The sequence below is a fragment of the Caballeronia sp. Lep1P3 genome, assembly GCF_022879595.1.
Taxonomy (GTDB): domain Bacteria; phylum Pseudomonadota; class Gammaproteobacteria; order Burkholderiales; family Burkholderiaceae; genus Caballeronia.
Genome location: NZ_CP084266.1, coordinates 192,104 through 210,849, shown reverse-complemented (window position 1 = coordinate 210,849; position 18,746 = coordinate 192,104). Strand labels below are relative to the sequence as shown.

The following is an 18,746-nucleotide window of genomic DNA, read 5'->3' as shown; positions in this document are numbered from 1 at the left end:
TGCTAACGTTCCCGACAGGCCATCGACATGTCGAATTATTACGCTGCTTAGTATCGCTATGTATTAATTTCAACGACGAGTTAGCTGGTCGTTATTTGAATGACCATTGCCGATCGAAATCGTGAATGTGCACCTTCAAGGTTTACTTCGAAGGCAGAACAAAGTAACCTTTCGCCCGCTGTCTCATTAATCGGCAACGGTTGCCTGATGGCCAGGAAGCACGCCGAGAATAAGAGATTCTCCTAACAGCACACCGCTGGCGTCGCTCGTCGACGCATCCGGTGTCGCATAGAGCGCGCGCGATGAACGCATCATCGTTCATCGCCCGTCGACTGCCCTTCGTTCCGAACGATGCAGCGTTCGGGGCCATCGTTTCCGCATGTCTCGGCGCTGGCCCGCACCGCGCTCGTTGCTCAGTGGGGTATTGCGCCCCTTCCGAATCAATCGTCGAAAGCGATGGCCGCAGCGCGGCATCGCTTTAATTCTTGCAATTTCATTAGTCCGACTAATTATCATGATGAAAGCAGTTCGATCGTGTTCCACCCTCAGCCTCGGCGCGATTGCCAGCGCCGTCGCCGCGGCTTTGCTCCTTACAGCATGCGGCGGCAGCGATAGCGCTTCCGACGCGGGCATCGATAAGAGCGCCACGCTCGCCGCCACTGCCAAGAGCGCGAATAGCAGCGGCTCGATCTTCTATGGCATGAATGGCCACAACAACGGTGGCGGCGCCTACGACATTTCGAGTCCGCAAACCCAGCTTGCGCAGCTGCACGATCTGGGCGCAACGATCTACCGCAACGAGGTCTATAACGAGGCATCGGCAAACAAGCTCGCGGGCATTGCTCAAACGATGGCTGATGGCGGCGTAACCGTGTACCCGGTGATGTTGCTTGGTCTCGATTACGACAACGAGCAGGACGCGTATAACGGGGGCTTTCAGCTCGGGGAACAAACGGCGCGCGCGCATCATTACGCATATTACGAAGTGGGCAACGAACTCGAGGCGTCGGCGTTAAGCGGCAACGTCGATGGCGTGTCGTGGCAGCAGTACGACAACCGCAGATTCCAGATTGCGCGCGGCGTCATTCGCGGACTGATTGCGGGTGTGAGGTCGCAGGACACGGCGGGCAAGATCGTTCTGGGCGGCACCTGGCTGCATTACGCGTTCTATCAGATGCTTGCCGACGGCTCGCAGCCCGATGGAACGCAAGGTCATCCGACGGTAAGCTGGGACATTACCGCATGGCACTGGTACTCGAACGAAGGCGATATCACGCACGCGTGCGGCGGCACAGGATGTCACGACGTGCTCGACGTTCTGCATCAGATGGGCAAGCCAATCTGGATCAATGAGTTCGGCGTGCGCCCGGACTTCGGCTCGGTGCTGCAGATTGCCGCTTATCTGACGGGCAACGACATGATGGCGCAATATGTCAGCGTGGCGTCGAAGTACAACATTCAATCGATTCAGGCTTACGAGCTATACGACGACAAGGAAGGCGCATACGGCATGATGGAGGGCGATGGACATACGCAGAAGCCGGCGTATGCGTCGTTTAGGAATTTTGTGCGGAATAATCCGCGGTAGGGACAGCGTAGGGTGGTCGGCGGGTGCGCGAGTCTTCGGCACACCGAGCACGCCTAGCGCCGATTCACCGTCCCATCATCCATACGCATATGTCGACGCCGACCCGGGGTTTTTCCCATCGTCAGAAGTCGTCTCGATGCGTGTGAGCGTGCCATCGGCCATGCGCGTGTAGCGCGCGCTCATGTTCCTGAGCGCATCGCGCTCGGAGACAACCCGGCTATCGGCATCCGACACGCGCGTGATGTTGGACACCGACAGGAAACTTAGTGAAGAACGAGCAGCCTCTTCACAATCGGCATAAAACACGCTCGACTGGCTCAAAGCCGATTGCCACGAGTAACTAGCATCATCAAGTGCCTACGCTACCTCGGTTGACCGCCCCTGAAACTATCCCTGGAATGTCCGTCTCACGCCGCCGCAGTCGCCCGGACTGGGCTTCACCAATACCGGGCGGCCAGTAAGGTAGCGGTGCCACCGGGTGCACAAAGCTCATGGCGCGCCATCAAGGGCGGCACTAAGTGGACAATCCAGCGCGCGTCACCGCAGCGGTCATCCTTCAACATCGTACTTCTTGCGCTTGAGGGGATTCATCGTTCGGTCAAGGACGGCGCAATTCCGACACCAGCACCCCTGTTGAATGGCGGAGGGCCTGGCCTGCCAGACATGCCCCCGGTGACACTGCCATGTGTGTTTGACGTGCGTCCCCAACGCTTCTGGCGAGAGACACTTTCCGCCACGTTCGGTAGCCATCATTTGCAACGCCTCGATCGGCTTGCGCTGGGCAATCGAAGCACAGCGGCTACACCATGCGCCCTGCCAGATCGTGCTGGCAATTGCACTCCATTCATGGCCGACCGCGCAACGGAAACGATAGTGCGTGCGAGCGCCAGTGTATTCACTGGATAGGCACCGGCCAGAATTCATCGACTTTGACGCCCACGCCCGACGCACCCAGCGCGACCACCCCCGCCAGACCTTCCGGCGTGCGCGTGCGCTGAATCAGCAGACCGAGCAGCGCGAGCATCCGCGAATCGGGCAAACCGGCGCGCGCGGGCTTGCTGCCCCAGCCGAAGCCGGCCAGACACAGCAAGTTCTTCGAATGCCCGTCCGCACCGCCGTAGCGAAAGCTCTCCGGGTACCGATACTTCTTCCACGCGCGATACAGCAGCGTCACGAAGCGATGATGGAACTGATCCAGAAACGCCTCGACCGCTTCGTGGCCTTCCTCGCGCTGCGCGATGTCGTCGAGATAGTGGCTCGGCATGGCCGCGTCCACGCCGTACAAGCCCATGAAGGTCGTGTGCACGGCGGGTGGCTGGGGCGTCGCGTAAGGGTCGTCGTCGAGGTCGTCATAGCTGACGCCCGCGATTTCGCCCGCCGGGAAGCCCATGCGCGCACGCGAGCGGAACCGCACCGGCTCGTGCTCCGGCGTGTCGCGCTCGCCGAAGCCGGCTCGCTCAGGGCGCCCCGCTTCCAGCAACCGACAAAGCTGCATGAAGTTCATCTGCGGCGCGCGGGCGAGCAGCGCGGCGACCAGCGGCTCGGGGTTCGGAAGGTCGCGCGGCTTCATAGCGGCGCCCGATGCGTCTTGCTGCGCGGCCACTCGATGCGCGCCTGCGACGGCAAGCTCACGATCGCCAGCTTCGTGAAGAGATTGATCTCCGCGTACAGCTCGAAGAAGCGATGCAGCAGCTCGCCGAACAGCATCACGTCGCCTTCGCCGGAAAACGCGTGCGAATCGAGCGTCACTTCGATCAGTACCCCGCGCTCCACCGCCCCGCCCGACACTTCTTCGAGCAGCTCTTCCGAGACATGCAGAATGCCCGCCAGCCGCCGTCGATTCAGTTCATCGCCGGTCCAGTCGTAGAGCGCGAGCGCGCCGCGCAGGACTTCGGCGTTGAGCATCGACAGGAAGTTGGGCGCCAGATGCGAGAGCACGCGCCACTGGAAACGGTCGCCCGTGGGCGGATAGAGCGGCAACGTCGGCGCGACAAGGTTTCTCACGCCGCCGACGTTCGGCGTGCTTTCCGCCAGTTCATTCAGCCGCGCCTCGCGCAAGCCTTTGCGCGGCAACATGCCGTTCGTGCCGGTCACGTGCAGCGACACGCTTTCTTCCGGCAGATCGTGCATCGATTCCCACGCGTTGCCGCCGAAGATCACCCACGTCTCATGCAGCCCGTCCATGCCCGGTCGCACGCGCGTATGGAAATAACGCTCGGGCGCTTCGTGGCGCAGCATCCCGCCGCGATGACGGAACGTCGCGAACGGCACGTATTCGTAGCGCTCGGCGGTTTCGTGATCGAATGCCTCGACCGCATCGACGGAATAGGTTTCGACGTGCTCGCCCTGATGTCCCGCCGGGATCACGCGGTATTCGGTCTCGTGATGGTCGATCACGATCGGCTCGGCATCCAGCTCGAACAGATTAATGACGGGCGTGCAGAAGAGCCGCACGTTGTCCTTGGTAAAGCGCTGGTCGGACGGATACGTTTCCTTGAGGACAATCTCGAGTTCGAAATGCGTCGCGCGTTCAGGCAGCTTCTGGATGTCGAGACCGCATACATCGACGAACAGGAACTTCTCGCGGAACGTGAAGTATTCGAGCAGCAATTGGTAGCCGGAGAACGCGGCGTCCGACTTCGGCCATAGGCGCTCTTCAGACGCGAAGCCCGCCGGGACGATGCGCACGCCATCGAGCGACAGCGCCTCACCATCGCGCACTTCGGGGATACGCCATTCGATTGCGTGCACCTGACGCGTGAGCGCAAGATGCATCGCGAAGGCGGTCGGCTGGTCGGCGCTCAGGTGCAGGCGCAGGCGCGAGAGGTCGGTTTCGTTGCGGTTCGCGGAACGGTCGAGTTCAAACGCGAGGCGGATGATCGAGCGTCCGTCGTGACGCACCGACGGTCCAGCGTGCGTCAGGCGAAGCGGATGCAGATCGACTGGCTGCGTCGTGCGGTAGAGGCATTGGACCGTTCTGTGGGTGGCGCCATCGCCCGAATCCTTGGCCACCGCGATCGGCGCGGAGCGGATCGCCACGCCTGCGGGCACGTGTTCGGTGCGCTGGTGCTTCTCGCCGAGCGGCAACAACTCGACCACCGAGAGCGACGGAATCATACGCAAGTAATGCGGCCAGAGCAGGCTCACGAGGCCTTCGGTGAGTTCCGGCAGTTCGTCGTCGAGCTTCTGCTGCAGGCGTCCGGTGAGGAACGCGAAGCCTTCGTACAGTCGCTCGACGTAGGGATCGCGGTCGCCCACGCGATCGAGATTGAGCATGCGCGCACGATCCGGATGCGCGCGCGCGAACTCGCGCCCCGATTCGCGCAGATAGCGCATCTCAGCTTCGTAATAGCGCAGGGCGGGATCGGCGTGCTGAGCGTCATGCTGGGCGGCGTGTTGCAGCGCTTGCTCTTGCTTGTTTGTTTTGTCGTTCTTCTGCATCAATGGGCTCCCGGCAAAGGCACGCCGACTTTCTGCGCCGCGGTGATCGCGCCGGGCGGCAGCGGCGGCGGGCTCGCCGATGTCTGCTTGGCCGCATCTCTCGGCGTGCTCGTCATGAAGATGCGCGTGGGTAGCGCGAAGTGCCGCAGTTGGAGGACGTCGAGCGGACCTGCGCCGCCCTCGGCGCGCAGCTGCACCGACAGCGGCACGCCCGCATTCTGATCGGGCGTCCACGACAGCACATAGCGCGCGTTGTCCTGCTGCTCGACCTTCGCGCGCTCAAGCAATCGGATGAGCGCAAAGCGCCCCTGTGCGTACATCGTCGAGCGCAAGCCGCCCTGCTCCGTTTCCCACTGCAGTTGGGCGGTGTTATCGAGCGCCTGGCCCGGCCATTCGAACGGCACCCACTGCTCCATCTGGTTGAAGTAGTGCAACTGCTGGCCGGAGGCGAGGAGCTTCATGTCGGTGATGCCGGGCGTCGGCACCCCGCGTAGTTCGAAGCGCACGCGGGCGTCGCCTGAGGGGAAGAGCACCGTCGAGACATGTGTAAGTTTGTTCAGGCCCGCGAGGAAGGCCGGGTCGAGCGTAAGCGTGCTTTCATTCGTGCCTTGCGCCGCAACCCACTGATCGCCTTGGCGCTTGACGACGCCTGCAAGTTCCGTCGCGACGAACTGCGCGATAAGACCGTTATCCGGTCGCATGAAGCGCGCCATGTCAGGCAATGAAACATCGTTGTCCGAGTCGGCGAATGGATATTCAAACCCTGACAACGGCTATCTCGCGGCGGGCTTGAGCCGCTCGCTCGGTCCCGTCGCGGTACTGACTGGCCGCCTGCCGACGGTTCCACAGACTCTCCAAGGCAATGCAACGATGGGCACGGGCAATATGCGCTACTGGTCGATATGCTCGTATGAACTCTTCTCGCAGAAGGTCGCGGGCTGTCTGTTCGATCAAACCCTCAAGACCGACAGCGCTGGAAACTACGTAATCGCGGTCAGCCGCAGCGCGGACCGACCTTCGAACGCCAATGCAGCTTGCGGTTATAACTGGATCCAGTGGTCCGACAATGGCGACGGGAACGGCAACACGAACGACGGCTTCATCGCGCTGAGGAACTTGCTGCCCGACCCCTCTTTCGGTCAGTCTGTTCAGAACGCCGCGCTGCTCGGCATCGGCGCACCGCTGACAATGGGCGCATATTTGCCGGCCATCAGCTACTCGAGCGTGAGCGCGTTCCAAGCGCGTGGCTGCAGTCCATAGTTCACCGGGCTACTGAAGGATCTTGCTTAGGGGACTGGCCGCTCTCGAGCCCCGGAATCACCGACCGGCTCACGCATCGGCAGTTGGGCTCGCGCCCCGGCCACGTCCACCCGCCGTCCAACTGCATGCCCTTCGCGATCCGATAGCGCTTGCCGTCCGTCGCCACATGCGACGCTCGCGGATGCTTGCCGACGTGGCTGTGCATCCAGAGCGCCTCGATAATGCCGAATCCTTCCTGACGCACGCGCACGACCGTCGCCGTCGCCGTCGCCTTGCTGTTCTGATCGCGGGCGATGAAGGCTGCGCGGTCGCGCGTGACCGCGTAGCGTTCGTGCGATTGATCCGTCAGGCTGTTGAGAGTTTGCCCCGTCTGCACGTTGCGCATCACGATGCCCTCGACATCCGCCAGATGTTCTGACGCGATCGAGCAGATCAACCCGACGTTCTCGCCGATGGTCGCCTGCAGCGCGTCGTTGGCCTCGCGTGTGAGCCCGAAGTCGACCGCGAAGCCGGCGCGCTCGAGCGACGACTGGAACGCTCCATCAGCGCGAGTCATCACGCTGTCGGCAAAACGCTGCGCCAATGCCGGCGGCAGTTCGTCGAAGCCCCGTTGCTAGCGCCGCGCCAGCTTCGCGAGCGTCCGGCGCTGCATGCGCAAGGTGTCTCGCCCATGCAGACGCAAACGCGACAGGCGCGACCAGGTTAGGACGCTGAGTGGATGTTCGCCGCACACAACGCTACAGTGCCCGGCGCCTTACCCTCGCGGGACCGTTCAGACGACGCGTTGCTGGACGTAATTCAGGTATGCAGGTGAATGATCGACATGGGAACGCGCTGGATGAAGTCGACCGACTGGCCGCAAGCGCGCACTACGTCAGTGTGCCTCTTGCCGCTGCCCTCTCGGATGGGAGATGGCGCCGCTGGAACGGCGCTCACGGGCGACGATGCGACGTCGAGTACCACGCGCAGCGCGCGAACGAAGTGGATCGAGCCACGACGCGTCCGCACGCAGGCCGAGGTGAAGCACAAGGAAAGCCGAGTGGGTTAGATGACCCGCATCGTCCCTGAAGATTTTTTGTCAGGGACGAAAGCACGCCAAGTATTTGACTTTAAAAACAAACACTTGGTGGGCCGGGTGGGACTCGAACCCACTATCGGTCGATTATGAGTCGACAGCTTATACCAGTTAAGCTTCCGGCCCTTGAGCGCATAGGGCAAAAAGAAAGCGCCGTGCGGCGCTTTCCGATACTTCAGAACGATGCGCGAGGCGATTCTCGAAGGCCTGCGAGTTTGCCTGACAACGTCTCTCAATACAAGCCCGGCCCGCGCATCAATTGCCTTCGAGGAACGACTTGAGCTTGTCCGAACGGCTCGGATGACGCAGCTTGCGCAGCGCCTTCGCCTCGATCTGGCGAATGCGCTCGCGCGTCACGTCGAACTGCTTGCCGACTTCCTCGAGCGTGTGATCCGTGCTCATCTCGATGCCGAAACGCATCCGCAGCACCTTCGCCTCGCGCGGCGTCAGCGAATCGAGCACGTCCTTCACGACATCGCGCATGCTCGCGTGCAGCGCGGCGTCGGACGGTGCGACCGTGTTCGTATCTTCGATGAAATCGCCGAGATGAGAATCGTCGTCGTCGCCGATCGGCGTTTCCATGGAGATCGGCTCCTTCGCGATCTTCATGATCTTGCGGATCTTGTCCTCCGGCATCTCCATTTTCTCGGCAAGCGTCGCCGGATCGGGCTCGAGACCCGTTTCCTGCAAGATCTGCCGCGAAATGCGGTTCATCTTGTTGATCGTCTCGATCATGTGAACCGGAATGCGGATGGTGCGCGCCTGATCCGCAATCGAACGCGTGATGGCCTGGCGAATCCACCACGTCGCGTAAGTCGAGAACTTGTAGCCGCGACGATATTCGAACTTGTCCACCGCCTTCATCAGGCCGATGTTGCCTTCTTGAATGAGATCGAGGAACTGCAAGCCGCGGTTCGTGTACTTCTTTGCAATCGAAATCACGAGGCGCAGGTTCGCCTCCGTCATCTCGCGCTTCGCCTGACGCGCCTTCAACTCGCCCGCCGCCATCTGGCGGTTCGTTTCCTTCAGGTCCTTCAAGGGCAGGACTACACGCGCCTGCAAGTCGAGCAGACGCTGCTGCTGCTCGCGAATCGCGGGAATGTTGCGCTCGAGCACGGCGCTGTACTCGTGTCCTTCCGCGACGACCTTGTCGGCCCAGTCGAGGTCCGTCTCGTTGCCCGGAAAGCGCGTGATGAACTCCGCGCGCGGCATGCCGCATTTGTCGACGACCGTATGCAGAATCTGCCGCTCGACCTGGCGCACTTCATCGACCTGGGCGCGCAGCGTGTCGCACAGACGCTCGACGGTGCGCGCCGTGAAGCGGATCGACATGAGTTCGGTCTGAATGGCCTCCTGCGCCTTCAGATACGCCTTCGACTTGTAGCCTTCCTTCTCGTAGGCGCGGCGCATCTTGTCGAACCATTCGCTGATGAGCGAGAACTTCTCGAGCGACTGCCGCTTGAGCGCTTCGAGCTGCGCTGCGTTGGCGCTGGCCTGCGCGGCTCCGTCGTCGTCTTCCTCTTCCTCGTCGCTTTCCTCGTCGGCTTCCTCGTCTTCGGATTCGATCGCCTCCGCTTCCTGCTCGGAGAAGCCGTCCGTGTCCTCGGCGTTCGGATCGATGAGGCCGTCGACGAGTTCATCGACGCGCGTTTCCTCGTTTTGCACGCGCTCGGCCATCGCGAGAATATCGGCGATGGTCGTCGGGCAGGCGGAAATCGCCATGACCATGTGCTTGAGGCCGTCCTCGATGCGCTTGGCGATCTCGATCTCGCCCTCGCGGGTCAGCAGCTCGACCGTGCCCATCTCGCGCATGTACATGCGCACCGGGTCGGTCGTGCGGCCGAATTCGGAATCGACGGTGGACAGCGCGACTTCGGCTTCTTCTTCCACTTCGTCGTCGGCGGAAGCGTTCGGCGCGTTGTCGTTCAGAAGCAGCGTCTCGGCGTCGGGCGCCTGTTCGTACACCGCCACGCCCATGTCGTTGAACGTGCTGATGATGCCTTCGATCGCCTCGGTTTCCGTGAAGTTATCCGGAAGGTGATCGTTGATTTCGGCATAGGTGAGGAAGCCGCGCTCCTTGCCGAGCTTGATGAGCGCGCGCAGCTTCGAGCGGCGCTCCTCGAGTTCCTCGACCGTGCCAGGCGCGCTCGACGCGAAGGCGTCTTTCAACAGCGCCTTCTCCTTGGCGCGGCGGTCGCGAGCCTTGGCCTTTTCGACCTTCGCCGTCGGAGCGGCGGCAGGCTCTGCGTTTTGCATTGCGTCGTCTTCGACGGGTACATCGTTCAGCTTTTTCGTCATGGAGTTCGCCATACAGGCTCTAGTCTCGACTCGCGGTTGCCGGACGGCAACCGATGGAACCGTGAATACCCAATGTGCACGCTGCCAAAAGCCAACATGCTGCGTGCCCTGCCGGGCTCCATCGCGGTTCGAGCGATGCGCTCGATCGTGAATCGCTCTTACCCGCAATAGCAGCCGCTTCCCTTGCGCCCGTCTGTTCGCCGGCGTGCCCATCCGCCTGTTATATGTGCCCCGGCACGCTTTCGCGGCGATATCACCGCTTCAACCGCTTTTCGCGCCCGCGACAGCCGATCCAGTCAGCGCCTTTCTGCAACCCTTCGCAACTTTGCTTCCGATTTACTTCGCCCGGCGACTCGCGCCCGATTCACTGCTTTTACCCTTCGATTCGCTGCCCTTCAGAACGACGCGACCGCCCGCGATCTCGCGCAAACGGTTGAAAAAAGGCAACGATTCTTGAACTTTTTATTATAGCATTTCACCTTTCGCTATCCGGGCTTGCGGCCCGCCCCGCCTTGATCTGCGCGACTTTCGCCGACAAGTCCGAGAACTCGGCCACCTCTTCCGCCGACAGGCTCGCTTGCCGCGCCAGTTGATCCAGCCGCGCCCGATAACTGTCGTGCCGCAGCTTGATGACCGTCGCCAGCAGTTCCTCCGTCAGCAGGCGCTTTTGCTCTTCGACGCGCTGCGCGGCATCCTCGTCGGAGGGATCGCGCAACAGCAGATCGCGCACGTTTTCATCATAGGCGAGAATTTCCTGGAAGATATCCTCATATGTCGGCGCATTTGCTGCGTTTCGCAAGACGTCCGATAGCATCTGAAATTCCGCCGCGCCGCCCAGCTCGCGTACGTGACCAAGCACTTCGCTGAAGAGTTCGCCGTGCTCGGTCATCGTCACGAGCGTGCGTTCGCTCTCTTCGTCCAGCGACGCCGCGATGCCCGGATACATCACGAGATTGCGCAGCGCCCGTTGCTCCTGGCCCGTCACGCGGCGGCGTTCGCTCTTCGGCACCGATGCCCGCGCGACGGCGGCCGCACGCGAATCGATGTCGCAGAGCGCCGCAATTTCCGTGAACGGCGTAGCGAGCCGGTCCGCAAGCATATGCAGGATCTGCACCCGCAGCGCATTAGCCGGCAGCGCCTGCAAGAGCGGCTTCGCGTCGAAGAGCGCCTTTGCGCGGCCTTCCGGTTGTTCCAGTTCCTTGTCGTTCAGGACCTCGTTCAGCAGGAATTGCGACAACGGCATCGCGCGGTCCACTTGCTCGCCGAAGCCGTCCGTGCCGAACTCGCGCACGTAGCTGTCCGGATCGTGTTCCTTAGGGAGAAAGAGGAACTTGATGGTCCGATTGTCGGCGGCGTGCGGCAGCGCCGCTTCCAGCGCGCGGCGCGCGGCGCGGCGGCCGGCGGAATCGCCGTCGAAGCTGAACACGACGGTGTCGGTCTGCCGGAAGAGCTTTTGCACATGGACCGGCGTGCAGGCTGTGCCGAGCGTCGCGACCGCGTTGGAAAAGCCGAGTTGCGCGAGCGCGACGACATCCATATAGCCTTCGACGACGAGCGCATAGCCCATTTCGCGAATCGCGAGACGAGCCTCGAAGAGGCCGTAAAGTTCGCTGCCCTTGCTGAACAGAGGCGTTTCGGGCGAATTCAGATATTTCGGCTCGCCGCCGTCCAGCACGCGTCCGCCAAAGCCGATGACGTTGCCCTTCACATTGCGGATCGGGAACATGACGCGCTCGCGGAACCGGTCGTAGCGGCGCGCCTGACCTTGCGCGTCGGTCTTTTCGCTGACGATCACGAGGCCCGCTTCGACGAGATTGTCGTGGCGATAATCGGCAAACGCGGCTTCGAGATTCTGCCAGCCGTCCGGCGCATAGCCGAGGCCGAAGCGCGCGGCGACTTCGCCCGTCAGTCCGCGCTTTTTGAGGTACGCGATCGCGTTCGGCGCGGCGCGCAGTTGCTTGCGATAGAAGTCGCACGCGGTCTGCATGACTTCGGTGAGCGCGACGCTCACCGCCTTGTTCGGCGCGCTCTCGCCGCCGTAGCCGCCATGCCCGCCGCCATTGCCGCCACGGAACGAACCGGACGGTTCCTGCGGCACCGTCAGACCCGCGCCTTGCGCGAGTTCCTTCACGGCTTCGGGAAACGTCAGCCCCGTGTGCTCCATCAGGAAGCCGATTGCCGTGCCGTGCGCGCCGCAGCCGAAGCAGTGATAGAACTGCTTGGTCGGACTCACCGTGAACGACGGGCTTTTCTCGTTATGGAACGGGCACAGGCCCATGAAGTTCGCCCCGCCCTTCTTGAGCTGGACGTAACGGCCCACCACGTCGACGATATCGACGCGGTTGAGCAAATCCTGCAGAAATGCGTGCGGAATCACCGGATGCGCGCGCGGCGTGGATTACTTGGCGAGCGCGGCTTTCACCTGCGCGGAAACGGCGGTCATGTCGGCCTTGCCCGCGAGCTTCGGCTTGAGCACGCCCATCACCTTGCCCATGTCCTGCGGGCCTGCGGCGCCCGTCGCGGCGACGGCGGCCTGCACTTCGGCGGCGATCGCATCGGCGGAAAGCTGTTCCGGCATGTACGCGGACAGCACGGCGAGCTCCGCATTTTCCTTCGCGACGAGATCGTCGCGGCCCGCAGCCTGGAACTGGCTGATCGAGTCCTTGCGCTGCTTGATCATCTTGTCGACGACGGCGGTGACGGCAGCGTCGTCGAGCGTGACGCGATCGTCGACTTCACGCTGCTTGATCGCCGCGAGCAGCAGGCGAATCGTGCCGAGGCGCTCGGTTTCGCGCGCGCGCATGGCCGTCTTCATGTCGTCGTTGATCTGGTCCTTGAGGCTCATCTTTCACCCGGTGCAATTGCGAAATGGAAATGTCCGGCCGACGTGCGTGCGCGCCGTTAAAGCAAAAACCCGCTTGGGGATTGACCTCCTCAAGCGGGACTATTAGCGAGTCGTCGTGAGCTTCATGCGATGCGCGCCGCCTGAACGCAGGCCAGAGCGAAGGAACGGCGCGAGAGCCGCGCTTGGAATCCTCCGATGACCGTCCGAGTATAGCAAACGGGTCGGTGTTCCGAGACCCGTGGAACACCCGCTGGCGCGTGACTTCGAGCGGTTGTTCAGGCCACTTTCGCGGCGCTTCGCGCGTATTCGGCCGCGGCTTTTCCCGCCGCCACGCCGGACGCCCATGCCCACTGGAAGTTGTAGCCGCCGAGCCAGCCGGTGACGTCCACTGCTTCGCCGACGAAGAACAGTCCGGAGACGCGCTCGCTCATCATCGTCGCCGACGATAATTCGCGCGTATCGACGCCGCCGCGCGTGACTTCCGCCTTGCGATAGCCTTCCGTGCCGCTCGGCGTGAGCGTCCAGCCGGACAGCGACGCGCCGAGCGCCTTCAACGTGCGATCGGGAAGATCGGCGAGGCGCGCATCGGCGGGCACGCGCTGCGCTTCGAGCCACGCATGCGCGAGACGCGCCGGCACATGCTCGGCGAGGAAATTGCCGATCTGCTTCCTCGATCCGGCTTTCGCGTCGAGCAGCAAGTCGGTCGCGTCGGCGTCGGCGTCGGGAAGCAGATTCACGTGAATCGGCTCGGACGTGTTCCAGTAACTCGAAATTTGCAACACGCCCGGACCCGACAGCCCGCGATGCGTCAGCAGCAAGTCTTCGTCGAATTCGCCGCGCGTCTTGCCTTTGCCGGTGCCGATGCGGACCGGCAGCGAAACGCCCGACAGCGCGGCGAACGGCGCCCAGTCAGCCGAGGTGAACGTGAGCGGCACGAGCGCCGGGCGCGTGTCGATGAGTCTGTGGCCGAACTGCTTCGCGACGCGATAACCGAAATCCGTCGCGCCGATCTTCGGAATGGACAAGCCGCCCGTCGCGATGACGAGCGCCGCCGCGCCGATCGCTCCCGCAGTCGTGTCGAGCGTGAAGCGCGCGCCGTCGTGACGGATCGCGTGAACGCTCGCCGGACGCCGCCACGCGACGCCGCCCGCGTCGCATTCGCTGCGCAGAAGGTCGATGATCGTCTCGCTCGAATCGTCGCAAAAAAGCTGGCCTTTGTGCTTTTCGTGCCATTTCACGCGATATTGGCTGAGCAGCGCGAGAAAATCGCGCGGCGTGTAGCGCGCGAGCGCGGAGCGGCAAAAATGCGGATTCGCGGACAAAAAGTTCGCGGGTTGCGCGTTGATATTCGTGAAGTTGCAGCGGCCGCCGCCCGAGATGCGGATTTTTTCGGCGAGACGCTCGGCGTGGTCGATCAGCACGACGCGCCGGCCCGCCTGGGCCGCGACAGCCGCGCACATCATGCCGGCCGCGCCCGCGCCGATGACGGCGATATCGAAGGATTCCATGCCGCGCATTGTAACTGGCACCCGCTGATATACTTTCCCGTTCCCCTCCGAAGTCCCGATCATGCTCGTTCTCGGCATCGAAAGCTCCTGCGACGAAACCGGCCTCGCGCTCTACGACACCGCGCGCGGCCTGCTCGCGCACGCGCTGCATTCGCAAATCGCGATGCATCGCGAGTACGGCGGCGTCGTGCCGGAACTGGCGTCGCGCGATCACATCCGCCGCGCGCTGCCGCTGCTCGAACAGGTGATGAACGAGGCGAAAGTCGCGCGCGCCGACATCGACGCCATCGCGTTCACGCAGGGGCCGGGGCTCGCGGGCGCGCTGCTCGTCGGCGCGAGCATCGCGAATGCGCTCGCGATGGCGTGGGACAAGCCGACGGTCGGCATCCATCATCTCGAAGGGCATTTGCTTTCGCCGCTGCTCGTCGATGCGCCGCCGCCCTTTCCGTTCGTCGCGCTCCTCGTGTCGGGCGGGCATACGCAGCTTATGCGCGTGACGGACGTGGGCGTCTACGAAACCCTCGGCGAAACGCTCGACGATGCCGCCGGCGAAGCCTTCGACAAGACCGCGAAACTGCTGGGGCTCGGCTATCCGGGCGGCCCGGAAGTGTCGCGGCTGGCGGAATTCGGCACGCCGGGCGCGGTCGCGCTGCCGCGTCCGATGCTGCATTCCGGCGATCTCGATTTCAGCTTCAGCGGCCTGAAAACCGCCGTGCTCACGCAGAGCCGCAAGCTCGGCGCGAACGTCTGCGAACAGGGGAAGGCGGACCTGGCGCGCGGTTTCGTCGATGCCGCCGTCGATGTGCTCGTCGCCAAGTCGCTCGCCGCGCTCAAGAAGACGGGCCTGAAGCGGCTCGTCGTCGCGGGCGGCGTCGGCGCGAACCGGCAGTTGCGGGAAGCGCTGTCGGCGGCGGCCCGAAAGCGGCGCTTCGATGTGCACTATCCGGATTTGTCGCTCTGCACGGACAACGGCGCGATGATCGCGCTCGCGGGCGCGCTGCGTCTCACGCGCTGGCCCGATCAGGCCGTGCGCGATTACGCGTTCACCGTCAAGCCGCGCTGGGACCTGACTTCGCTCGCGCGCGCGTGAGCGTTTTTATTTCGGCGGATTGAACGGCTGAACGATCGCGGTGAACGCGGGCAGCGCTTCGCAGCGGTCCGCGTGGGCGATCAGCGTCGGCCAGCGCGTCGCGGCGAACATCTGCGGATGCGCTTCGCGCGTGAAGCGCAGTGCGCACGCGACAGCGACATCCGCATGGCCGATGGCATCGCCGAACCAGTACGGCGTCGGGCGCGACGCGCGGTCTGCCTCCAGCACGCCCAGGACGCGCTCGACCTGTCCCGCGCAGCGATCGATCCACGCCTGCGATTTCTCCTTGTGCAGCACGCGTTCGTAGACGAGCGCGACGGCCTTGTCCGCGAGACCCGTCGCGAGCGCGCAGACCTTGAGCGCCTCGCGTCGCGCGCGGCCCGCCGACGCGATCATCGCGCGCTCGGGGCCGGCTTCTTCGTCGAGATAGTCGAGAATCATCGCGCTTTCGATCAGCGCGTCGCCTGAATCGAGCACGAGCGTAGGCACGCGAATCAGCGGATTGAACGGCGCGATCTTGTCGGCATCGCTGAACACGGACCACGGACGATGCTCGTAGTCCATGCCGTAGAGCTTCATCGCGATGGCGACGCGCCGCACGAACGGGGAATCGTATTGGCCGATGAGGATCACGATGCGCGCTCCTGTGACTGAGTGTGTCGGAGAAGCAGTTTAAGCGCGCGCGGCCCGAGCGCGCATGAAAAAGCCGGTCGCTGGGACCGGCTTTTCGCAAAGCAACGCTCGCTGCGCGAAAATCAGCGCTTGTCGCGCTCGATCACCGCATACGCGCTGTGATTGTGAATCGACTCGAAATTCTCCGCTTCGAGCACATACGCAACGATGCAATCGTCCGCGTTCAGCCGCGTCGCGATATCGCGCACGAGGTCTTCGACGAACTTCGGGTTCTCATACGCGCGCTCCGTCACGAACTTCTCGTCCGGCCGCTTGAGCAGGCCCCACAGTTCGCACGACGCCTCTTCTTCCGCGATACGCACCAGTTCCTCCACCGCGACGTCATCGGCCAATTGCGCCGTGATCGTCACATGCGAGCGCTGATTGTGCGCGCCGTATTGCGAAATCTTCTTGGAGCACGGGCACAGGCTCGTCACCGGCACCAGCACTTTGAGCGACATGCGCGTTTCGCCGTCGCGCTTTTCGGCGATGAACGTCGCCTCGTAATCCAGCAGGCTCTGCACGCCTGAAACCGGCGCGGTCTTCATCACGAAGTACGGCAGGCTCACTTCGATACGGCCGGAATGCGCCTCGAGCTTCGTGAGCATATCGGCGAGCATGGCGCGGAGCGCGGCCTGATCGAGCGGCGCGCGATGCTCTTCCAGCAGCGCGACGAAACGCGACATGTGCGTGCCTTTCTGCTCGGCGGGCAGATGCACGTCGAGGTCCCACACGCCGACGCTCGGCTGCACGCCGCTTTCCGTACGCACCGACAACGGATGCCGCACGCCCTTCACGCCGACGCGCTGAATCGCGATCTGGCGCGTGTCGGGCGTGCTCTGGACATCGGGCATCACGAAGGCGGGATTCATCTGGTTCATTTGTTATGTCCTTTTATGCCGACGCAGCGACGGCGCGGCGCTAAACGGTGAAACGCACGCGGCGCGGGACATTGCCCGCGCCGCATGCAAAACAGACTGCCGGCCAGCTTCCGATGAACGGCGCGCCCCGAGCGCCCGCGGCCGATTCTCGCGTCAGGCGACGCGCTTTTCCAGCTTGCCCGCGCTTTCGACGGCGGAAAGGAAACGCTCGCGAATCGAACGCGCGATGCCCACGGCATCCAAGCCGACGCTCGCAAGCAGCTTGGCGGGATCGCCGTGATCGATGAAAACATCCGGCAAGCCCAGTTGCAGCACCGGCTTGACGACGCCGCTCGCGAGCAGCGCCTCGACGCAAGCCGAACCCGCGCCGCCCATGATCGCGCCTTCCTCGACGGTCACGATCGCGTCGTGCGTCGCGGCGAGTTCGCGCAGCAACTCGGCGTCGATCGGCTTCACGAAGCGCATGTTCGCGACGGTCAGGTCGAGTTCCTCGGCGGCGGCGAGCGACGGCGCGACCATCGTGCCGAACGCGCAAACGGCGATGCGCTTGCCCGAACCCATTTTCTGCGACGATTCGCGCCGGATTTCGCCCTTGCCGAGCGGAATCGCGGTCATCTGCTTGACCGTGGCGACGCCCGTGCCCGCGCCGCGCGGATAGCGCACGGCGGTCGGGTTCGGCTGCTGGAGCGCGGTGTAAAGCATCTGGCGGCATTCGTTTTCGTCGGATGCGGCCATCACCGTCATGTTCGGAATGCAGCGTAAAAACGCGAGGTCGTAGTTGCCCGCGTGCGTCGCGCCGTCAGCGCCGACGAGACCCGCGCGGTCGATGGCGAACACCACCGGCAGGTTTTGCAGCGCGACATCGTGAATCAACTGATCGTAGGCGCGTTGTAGGAACGTCGAATAGATGGCGACCACCGGCTTCATGCCGTCCGCGGCCAGCCCGCCCGCGAACGTGACGGCGTGCTGCTCGGCGATGCCGACGTCGAAATAACGGTCCGGGAAGCGCTTTTCGAATTCGACCATGCCGGAGCCTTCACGCATGGCCGGCGTAATGCCGACCACACGCGAATCCTGCGCGGCGGCGTCGCAGAGCCACTCGCCGAACACCTGCGTGTACGTCTTCTTCGACGGCGCGCTCGACGGCTTGATGCCCTCGGCCGGATTGAACTTGCCGGGACCGTGATACAGCACCGGGTCGGCTTCGGCGAGCTTGTAACCTTGGCCTTTCTTCGTCACGACGTGCAGAAATTGCGGGCCACGCAGTTCCTTGATGTTCTGCAGCGTCGGAATCAGCGAATCGAGGTCGTGGCCGTCGATCGGTCCGATGTAATTGAAGCCGAACTCTTCGAAAAGCGTGGCCGGCACGATCATGCCCTTCGCGTGCTCTTCCAGCTTGCGCGCGAGATCGAGCACCGGCGGCGCGGCGCGCAGCACGCGTTCGACGCCCGCGCGCGCGGCGGCATAGAAGCGGCCGGACATCAGACGCGCGAGATGACGATTCAGCGCGCCGACCGGCGGCGAAATCGACATGTCGTTGTCGTTCAGAATGACGAGCAGCGGCAGGTCGTCCGCGACGCCCGCGTTGTTCATCGCCTCGAAGGCCATGCCCGCAGTCATCGCGCCGTCGCCGATCACGGCGATCGAATAACGGTTGTCGCCCTGCAGCTTGTTCGCGACGGCCATGCCGAGCGCCGCCGAAATGGACGTGCTCGAATGCGCGGTGCCGAAGGTGTCGTATTCGGATTCGCTGCGGCGCGGAAAGCCGGAAATGCCGTTCAACTGACGCAGCGTCGGCATCTGCTCGCGGCGGCCGGTCAGAATCTTGTGCGGATACGTCTGATGGCCGACGTCCCAGACGATGCGGTCGAGCGGCGTATCGAAGACGTAATGCAGCGCGATCGTCAGTTCGACCGTGCCCAGATTGGACGACAGATGGCCGCCCGTCTGCGACACGCTGTCGAGCACGTAGGCCCGCAGTTCGTCGGCAAGCGGATGCAGTTGGCGTCGATCGAGGGCACGCAAATCGGCCGGATCGTCGATGGTTTTCAGCAAGTCGTACATCGTCGTCCCATTTTAGGAAAACTG

13 protein-coding genes, 1 tRNA gene and 2 pseudogenes are annotated in these 18,746 nt (G+C 63.4%); 3 read left to right on the top strand and 13 right to left on the bottom strand.

Annotated features, from left to right (window positions below; all coding sequences use genetic code 11):
• The first annotated feature begins 514 nt into the window (after window positions 1-514).
• Window positions 515-1,588: a lipopolysaccharide biosynthesis protein gene (locus LDZ27_RS15445; protein ID WP_370653430.1), complete on the top strand. Its 1,074-nt coding sequence runs from the start codon at window positions 515-517 to the stop codon at window positions 1,586-1,588.
• A 75-nt stretch (window positions 1,589-1,663) separates the two neighbouring features.
• Here the strand turns inward: LDZ27_RS15445 and LDZ27_RS15440 are convergent, their stop codons facing one another.
• The 4 genes and pseudogenes from LDZ27_RS15440 to LDZ27_RS15425 form a co-directional block, all read right to left on the bottom strand.
• A complete protein-coding gene (locus LDZ27_RS15440; RefSeq protein ID WP_244816859.1) occupies window positions 1,664-1,840 on the bottom strand; it encodes a hypothetical protein in 177 nt (58 codons plus the stop codon).
• 655 nt (window positions 1,841-2,495) lie between these two features.
• Window positions 2,496-3,158: pseudogene (gene tssG / locus LDZ27_RS15435) on the bottom strand (type VI secretion system baseplate subunit TssG); the annotation flags it as partial.
• Complete coding sequence (gene tssF, locus LDZ27_RS15430; RefSeq protein ID WP_244817290.1) at window positions 3,155-4,924, bottom strand: type VI secretion system baseplate subunit TssF; 1,770 nt, start codon at window positions 4,922-4,924, stop codon at window positions 3,155-3,157. The pseudogene tssG and the gene tssF, both read right to left, overlap by 4 nt.
• Window positions 4,925-5,028: 104 nt before the next feature.
• A pseudogene (locus LDZ27_RS15425) lies at window positions 5,029-5,793 on the bottom strand (type VI secretion IcmF C-terminal domain-containing protein); the annotation flags it as partial.
• Between LDZ27_RS15425 and LDZ27_RS15420 the strand changes: the two are divergent.
• The gene (locus tag LDZ27_RS15420) at window positions 5,729-6,289 is read left to right on the top strand and encodes a hypothetical protein (protein WP_244817325.1); all 561 of its coding nucleotides are present in this window, start codon (window positions 5,729-5,731) and stop codon (window positions 6,287-6,289) included. The pseudogene LDZ27_RS15425 and the gene LDZ27_RS15420 sit on opposite strands and share 65 nt — an antisense overlap.
• Window position 6,290: 1 nt before the next feature.
• Here LDZ27_RS15420 and LDZ27_RS15415 read toward each other — a convergent pair whose 3' ends face one another.
• From LDZ27_RS15415 to LDZ27_RS15390, 6 genes are all read right to left on the bottom strand, one after another.
• Window positions 6,291-6,845, bottom strand: coding sequence for a phage minor head protein (locus LDZ27_RS15415; RefSeq protein WP_244816858.1), 555 nt, complete (start codon window positions 6,843-6,845; stop codon window positions 6,291-6,293).
• Window positions 6,846-7,413: 568 nt separating this feature from the next.
• Window positions 7,414-7,490 (bottom strand) — tRNA-Ile (locus LDZ27_RS15410).
• A gap of 129 nt (window positions 7,491-7,619) precedes the next feature.
• The gene (gene rpoD, locus LDZ27_RS15405; RefSeq protein WP_370653429.1) at window positions 7,620-9,662 is read right to left on the bottom strand and encodes an RNA polymerase sigma factor RpoD; all 2,043 of its coding nucleotides are present in this window, start codon (window positions 9,660-9,662) and stop codon (window positions 7,620-7,622) included.
• A 475-nt stretch (window positions 9,663-10,137) separates the two neighbouring features.
• Complete coding sequence (gene dnaG, locus LDZ27_RS15400) at window positions 10,138-12,039, bottom strand: DNA primase (RefSeq protein ID WP_244816856.1); 1,902 nt, start codon at window positions 12,037-12,039, stop codon at window positions 10,138-10,140.
• Window positions 12,040-12,060: 21 nt separating this feature from the next.
• Entirely contained in the window at window positions 12,061-12,507 is a 447-nt protein-coding gene (locus LDZ27_RS15395) for a GatB/YqeY domain-containing protein (protein ID WP_244816855.1), read from the bottom strand.
• A 275-nt stretch (window positions 12,508-12,782) separates the two neighbouring features.
• Complete coding sequence (locus tag LDZ27_RS15390) at window positions 12,783-14,015, bottom strand: NAD(P)/FAD-dependent oxidoreductase (protein ID WP_244816854.1); 1,233 nt, start codon at window positions 14,013-14,015, stop codon at window positions 12,783-12,785.
• A gap of 61 nt (window positions 14,016-14,076) precedes the next feature.
• Between LDZ27_RS15390 and tsaD the strand changes: the two genes are divergently transcribed.
• Complete coding sequence (tsaD, locus tag LDZ27_RS15385; RefSeq protein ID WP_244816853.1) at window positions 14,077-15,105, top strand: tRNA (adenosine(37)-N6)-threonylcarbamoyltransferase complex transferase subunit TsaD; 1,029 nt, start codon at window positions 14,077-14,079, stop codon at window positions 15,103-15,105.
• Window positions 15,106-15,111: 6 nt separating this feature from the next.
• On the opposite strand, the gene LDZ27_RS15380 is transcribed toward tsaD, so the two are convergent.
• The 3 genes from LDZ27_RS15380 to dxs all read right to left on the bottom strand — a co-directional run bounded on the left by LDZ27_RS15380 (window position 15,112) and on the right by dxs (window position 18,722).
• Window positions 15,112-15,738 (bottom strand): glutathione S-transferase family protein, encoded by a 627-nt coding sequence (locus LDZ27_RS15380; RefSeq protein WP_244816852.1) that lies wholly within the window; start codon window positions 15,736-15,738, stop codon window positions 15,112-15,114.
• Window positions 15,739-15,860: 122 nt separating this feature from the next.
• Window positions 15,861-16,658: a GTP cyclohydrolase FolE2 gene (gene folE2, locus LDZ27_RS15375; protein ID WP_244816851.1), complete on the bottom strand. Its 798-nt coding sequence runs from the start codon at window positions 16,656-16,658 to the stop codon at window positions 15,861-15,863.
• 153 nt (window positions 16,659-16,811) lie between these two features.
• Complete coding sequence (gene dxs / locus LDZ27_RS15370) at window positions 16,812-18,722, bottom strand: 1-deoxy-D-xylulose-5-phosphate synthase (RefSeq protein WP_244816850.1); 1,911 nt, start codon at window positions 18,720-18,722, stop codon at window positions 16,812-16,814.
• Window positions 18,723-18,746: the final 24 nt, after the last annotated feature.

Coding starts and splice junctions, on each gene's coding strand:
- LDZ27_RS15445 (WP_370653430.1), top strand. CDS start 515: ATGATGAAAGCAGTTCGATCGTGTTCCACCCTCAGCCTCGGCGCGATT.
- tssF (WP_244817290.1), bottom strand. CDS start 4,924: ATGCGCTATCTGCGCGAATCGGGGCGCGAGTTCGCGCGCGCGCATCCG.
- LDZ27_RS15420 (WP_244817325.1), top strand. CDS start 5,729: ATGAAGCGCGCCATGTCAGGCAATGAAACATCGTTGTCCGAGTCGGCG.
- LDZ27_RS15415 (WP_244816858.1), bottom strand. CDS start 6,845: ATGACTCGCGCTGATGGAGCGTTCCAGTCGTCGCTCGAGCGCGCCGGC.
- rpoD (WP_370653429.1), bottom strand. CDS start 9,662: ATGACGAAAAAGCTGAACGATGTACCCGTCGAAGACGACGCAATGCAA.
- LDZ27_RS15395 (WP_244816855.1), bottom strand. CDS start 12,507: ATGAGCCTCAAGGACCAGATCAACGACGACATGAAGACGGCCATGCGC.
- LDZ27_RS15390 (WP_244816854.1), bottom strand. CDS start 14,015: ATGGAATCCTTCGATATCGCCGTCATCGGCGCGGGCGCGGCCGGCATG.
- tsaD (WP_244816853.1), top strand. CDS start 14,077: ATGCTCGTTCTCGGCATCGAAAGCTCCTGCGACGAAACCGGCCTCGCG.
- folE2 (WP_244816851.1), bottom strand. CDS start 16,658: ATGAACCAGATGAATCCCGCCTTCGTGATGCCCGATGTCCAGAGCACG.
- dxs (WP_244816850.1), bottom strand. CDS start 18,722: ATGTACGACTTGCTGAAAACCATCGACGATCCGGCCGATTTGCGTGCC.